Origin of the sequence: Aquabacterium sp., assembly GCF_004297345.1 — a bacterium.
In the GTDB taxonomy this organism is placed as follows: Bacteria; Pseudomonadota; Gammaproteobacteria; order Burkholderiales; family Burkholderiaceae_C; genus Aquabacterium.
The window spans coordinates 1-4,696 of the sequence record NZ_SCTN01000308.1 but is presented as its reverse complement, the minus strand read 5'-3'; the positions used below and the strand labels follow the sequence as shown (position 1 = coordinate 4,696).

The following is a 4,696-nucleotide window of genomic DNA, read 5'->3' as shown; positions in this document are numbered from 1 at the left end:
GGAAAGACCCTTACCCAGCGCTTGCCAACAAGGTTATCCACAGCTTGCGGGGATAAGTCAACGCGCTGAGGCACTGGGGATCGTCCTATCGAGGTCTTTATTGACCGCACTGAAGCCTGCGCGCAGACTTGCCAACTGCACAAGTCAAGCGCGGGAGCCTGCCATGTACGACGAGGACGAAGACAACGAGTTGCCTGTTTCGCTGCTGCTGTCCGTCCCGGAGGACAAGCGCTGCACCTTCAAGCAGTTGCGCGAGATGGCCTCACTCAAGGGCATCGAGATCTACCCCAGCACGACCGACGACGGGTTGGTGGGTTTTCGGCTGGAACACGATGGCGAATCCGTGCGCTGCCGGGATATCGACACGCTGAAAACCGAGCTGATTGCGCACGGCGTGCCCTTGTTGTCGGACGGCGAACTGCAGGAACTGCTCAAGGCATTCCAGAGCGCCTTCATGCGGGCCATGGAAGGCCACGACGCTGGCAGCACCTCGCAAGGCAATCACTGAGCCAGTTCCGGGGCCTGCCGTTTCAAGGGGTATAACGCAGGACCCGATAGAACAGGACCCCACTGATGATTGACGCCTTGATTGCAGGCAAGCTGCACGGCCAGCCCACCGAGAAAATCGGGAAGAACGGCAAACCCTACGTGATTGCGAAGGTTCTCGCCGCAACGGCAGAAGGCGACAACCTGATCGTCAATGTCATCACCTTCAGCGACGCGGTAGGCGATGCCCTGTTAGCGCTGGATGAGGGCGACAGCGTGGTCCTGTCAGGCTCCTTGACGCCCAAGGTCTGGACAGACAAAGAGGGGCAAGCCAGGCCTGCCCTGGATCTGATCGCACATCAGATCCTGACCGCCTACAACGTCAACAGAAAACGCGAGGCGGCCGGAGAAGACGCCCAGCCTTCATAAGCCTCAAGCCTGCAGGAGGCTTCAGCCCACCACTTTGGTGAGTTGGTCGTCGCTGACAAAGGTGGTGTACCACGCGTCAACCAGGCCGCTCATCAGCACGGCCTCCACATCCGCGCGCTTGCCCAACCAGTCGATCAGCACCTGACGATCTTCCTCCGTCAGGCTGCCATGGCCCAGTCGGGACACGAAGCCGCCCGAAGCCCAGCCGCCGAACTCCAGGCCGCGCGGATCGATGACGTCCGTCAGCAGGGCGTCCACGAAGCTGATGTCCAGGGCGCCAGCCTTGCGCTGAACCTTGAAGGCCAGCCCGAATTCCTGGAATTCGCCCACGTGAAGTTTCTTGCGCAGGCGGCGGCTACGTTGTTTGGCCATGATGGTCCGATCAAAAGGTGCAAAAACAACAAAGCCCCGCAGGTCATGCGAGGCTATGTGCTTGATCTAGATGGTGCCGGAGAAAGGAATCGAACCCTCGACCTTCTCATTACGAATGAGCTGCTCTACCGACTGAGCTACACCGGCGTCCAAGACCAAAATTCTAGCACGTCAAATTACTGTGCTTCGCGGTGGTAGGCGGTCACGCGGTCCACTTCGTTCTTCGAACCCAACACCACGCTCACACGCTCGTGCAGACCACCGGGTTGCAGTTCCATGATGCGCTGCAGGCCGTTGGTCGATGCGCCGCCAGCTTGCTCCACCAGGAAGCTCATGGGGTTGGCTTCGTACATCAGGCGCAGCTTGCCGGGCTTGGTGGGCTCGCGCTTGTCCCAGGGGTACATGAAGATGCCGCCACGGGTCAGGATGCGGTGCACGTCGGCGACCATCGAGGCCACCCAGCGCATGTTGAAGTCCTTGCCGCGAGCGCCTTCCTTGCCGGCCAGGCACTCGTCGATGTAGCGCTTCACGGGATCGGCCCAGTGGCGCATGTTCGACATGTTGATGGCGAATTCCTTGGTGTCTTCCGGGATCTTCACGTCAGATTCGGTCAGCACCCACGAGCCTTGCTCGCGGTCCAGCGTGAACATGACCACGCCCTTGCCCACGGTCAGCACCAGGGTCGTTTGTGGGCCGTACACGCAGTAGCCGGCGCACACCTGATCGGTACCAGGCTGCAGGAAGCTGTCGTTGGTGACGTCGCCACCCTTGTGCTTGAGCACCGAGAAGATGGTGCCGATGCTGACGTTCACGTCGATGTTGGAAGAACCATCGAGGGGATCAAACAGCAGCAGGTATTCGCCTTGTGGATAGCGGTTGGGCACCGCGTGCATGTCATCCATTTCCTCGGATGCCATGCCGGCCAGGTGGCCGCCCCATTCGTTGGCCTCGATCAGCACCTCGTTGGCGATGATGTCGAGCTTTTTCTGGACTTCGCCTTGCACGTTTTCGCTGCCGGCGGTGCCCAGCACTTCACCCAGGGCGCCCTTGTTGACGCTGATGGCGATGCTCTTGCAGGCGCGGGCCACGACTTCGATGAGCAAGCGCAATTGAGCGGGGATCTGGGCCTCGCCACGCTGCTGCTCGATCAGATACTGCGTGAGACTGATGCGTTTGGACATGTTGTGGTCTCTGTGAATTTGAATTGAAAGAATGTGGATGCGCGATCAGTCCTGCAGCGCGCGCGTGATGATCTCGCGCACGTCATCGGACAGCTCGGGGCGTGCCGCCACACGGCTGATGGCTTCGCGCGCTGCCGAGCGATAGGGTTCGGCCAGACGGCGCCAGTGGTCCATCGAACGCGCCAGGCGAGCAGCCAATTGCGGGTTGATGCCGTCGATTTCGATGACGCGATCGGCCCAGAACACGTAGCCTGCAGCATCGGGACGATGAAAAGCTGCCGGGTTCGATTGGCACAGCGCCATCAACAGGCTGCGAGCGCGGTTAGGCGTGCGCAGCGTGAAGTCGGGATGCTGCAACAGAGTCTTGGCACGGGCAAAGACTTTGCCATCCTTCTCCGGTGCGGTGACCTGCAGCGTGAACCACTTGTCGATGACCAGGGCTTCGTTGCGGAACTGCTCGTGGAAGCGTTCCAGCGCGGGCGCGGCCAGTTCGGCATGGCTGTGCACCAGGGCCTGCAAGGCGCACAGGCGGTCGGTCATGTTGGTCGCGTCCTTGAAGCGCTGATAGGCCCGGCCCGTCCAGATCGGGTTGTGGCGCACGGCACCATCGAGCGTCAACATGCTCAGCGCCAGATTGCACAGGGCTCGGCGGCCCGCGCTGATCGGATCAGGTGAGTAACCGCTGTTGTCCTGGTGGTGTTCGAAAGCCCAGGCCCAGTCTTCATGCAGGGCATGCGCCAGTTGCGCCTTCATGGTCTCGCGTGCGGTGTGGATGCGCTGCGGATCGACCACGTCGAGTTGCTCGGCCACATAAGCCTCGCTCGGCAAGGTCAGCACCAGCTCCTTGAAGGCCGCATCGAGCTCAGAGTTGCGCAAGACGTTGCGCATCGCCTCGATGAAGCGGTGATCCAGCTCCATGTGGCCATTGCCATGCACGGCGTGCAGGATGCGGCGCAGGGCCAGCTTCTGAGCGGCTTCCCAACGATTGAACGGATCCAGATCGTGGCTCAGCAGGGTGAACAATGCATCATCGCTGAGCTCGGTCTCCAGCACCACAGGGGCCGAGAAACCGCGCAGCAGCGAAGGCACAGGCTCGACCGGCACATGCACAAACGTGAAGGTCTGCGACGCTTCAGACAGCACCAGCACCGTGTCATGACCAACCGTATCGAGCTGGCCTTCCAGATGCAGGTTGATGTTGCGGCCGTCCACGCCCACCAGGCCCATGGCCACGGGGATCACGGAAGGCTGCTTGACCGGCTGGCCTGGTGTGGCCGCGCTGGTCTGCGTCAGGGTCAGGGTGTAGATGTGGTTTTCCGCGTCATACACGCCATGGGCTTGAACACGAGGCGTGCCAGCCTGGCTGTACCAGTGCTTGAACTGGCCCAGTCGCTTGGCCAGTTCGCTCTCTGGGTTGGCATCGGCAATGGCTTGCGCGAAGTCGTCGCAAGTCACTGCCTGGCCGTCATGGCGGCTGAAGTACAGCGCCATGCCCTTGGCAAAACCTACGTGGCCGACCAGCGTGTGCATCATGCGCACAACTTCGGCGCCCTTTTCGTACACGGTGGCCGTGTAGAAGTTGTCGATGGCGAGGTAGCTGTCAGGGCGCACCGGATGGGCCATGGGGCCCGCATCCTCAGGGAACTGCAGTTGGCGCAGCGTGCGCACGTCTTCAATGCGCTTCACAGCCCGGGCGCTCTTGCTGCCAGCCATGTCCTGGCTGAACTGCTGGTCGCGGAAGACGGTGAGGCCTTCTTTCAGCGACAGCTGGAACCAGTCGCGGCAGGTGACGCGGTTGCCCGTCCAGTTGTGGAAGTACTCGTGGGCGACCACGCTTTCCACATTGCCGAAGTCCACATCGGTGGCAGTGGCAGGGTTGGCCAGAACGAACTTCGTGTTGAAGATGTTCAGGCCCTTGTTTTCCATCGCGCCCATGTTGAAGTCGCTCACGGCGACGATCATGAAGCGCTCCAGATCCAGGCTCAGGTTGAAGCGGGCTTCATCCCAGGCGATGGACGCGATCAGCGAGTTCATCGCATGTTCGGTCTTGTCCAGATCACCGGCGCGCACGAAGATCTGCAGCAGGTGATCCTTGCCCGAGCGGGTGCGGATGCGTTGCTCGCGGCGCACCAGATCAGCCGCCACCAGGGCGAACAGATAGCAAGGCTTGGGATGAGGGTCTTCCCAGACGGCGTAGTGGCGAGCAGCGTCAATCAGATCGGAAGAGC

The 4,696-nt window shown here is 61.3% G+C and carries 5 protein-coding genes and 1 tRNA gene; 2 read left to right on the top strand and 4 right to left on the bottom strand.

From position 1 onward, the window contains the following. Positions 1-163 precede the first annotated feature (163 nt). Positions 164-508, top strand: a complete 345-nt coding sequence (locus tag EPO09_RS10930; RefSeq protein WP_290643001.1) for a hypothetical protein — start codon at positions 164-166, stop codon at positions 506-508. Positions 509-573: 65 nt separating this feature from the next. Next, on the top strand, positions 574-915 hold the full coding sequence (locus tag EPO09_RS10925) for a single-stranded DNA-binding protein (protein ID WP_290642999.1): 342 nt from the start codon (positions 574-576) through the stop codon (positions 913-915). A gap of 21 nt (positions 916-936) precedes the next feature. Here the strand turns inward: EPO09_RS10925 and EPO09_RS10920 are convergent, their stop codons facing one another. The 4 genes from EPO09_RS10920 to pepN form a co-directional block, all read right to left on the bottom strand. Beyond that, positions 937-1,287 carry a 50S ribosome-binding protein YggL gene (locus EPO09_RS10920; protein WP_290642997.1) on the bottom strand — a complete coding sequence of 117 codons (351 nt, stop codon included), beginning with the start codon at positions 1,285-1,287 and terminating at the stop codon, positions 937-939. A 71-nt stretch (positions 1,288-1,358) separates the two neighbouring features. Further along, positions 1,359-1,434, bottom strand: a tRNA-Thr gene (locus EPO09_RS10915). A gap of 29 nt (positions 1,435-1,463) precedes the next feature. Then, a complete protein-coding gene (locus tag EPO09_RS10910; protein WP_290642995.1) occupies positions 1,464-2,468 on the bottom strand; it encodes a class 1 fructose-bisphosphatase in 1,005 nt (334 codons plus the stop codon). Positions 2,469-2,513: 45 nt separating this feature from the next. Further along, the coding region (gene pepN, locus EPO09_RS10905; RefSeq protein WP_290642993.1) for an aminopeptidase N at positions 2,514-4,696 on the bottom strand (2,183 nt) is incomplete at its 5' end.

Excerpts from the sequence above, each read along its gene's own strand:
- EPO09_RS10910 (WP_290642995.1), bottom strand. The coding sequence starts at position 2,468 with ATGTCCAAACGCATCAGTCTCACGCAGTATCTGATCGAGCAGCAGCGT.
- EPO09_RS10920 (WP_290642997.1), bottom strand. The coding sequence starts at position 1,287 with ATGGCCAAACAACGTAGCCGCCGCCTGCGCAAGAAACTTCACGTGGGC.
- EPO09_RS10930 (WP_290643001.1), top strand. The coding sequence starts at position 164 with ATGTACGACGAGGACGAAGACAACGAGTTGCCTGTTTCGCTGCTGCTG.
- EPO09_RS10925 (WP_290642999.1), top strand. The coding sequence starts at position 574 with ATGATTGACGCCTTGATTGCAGGCAAGCTGCACGGCCAGCCCACCGAG.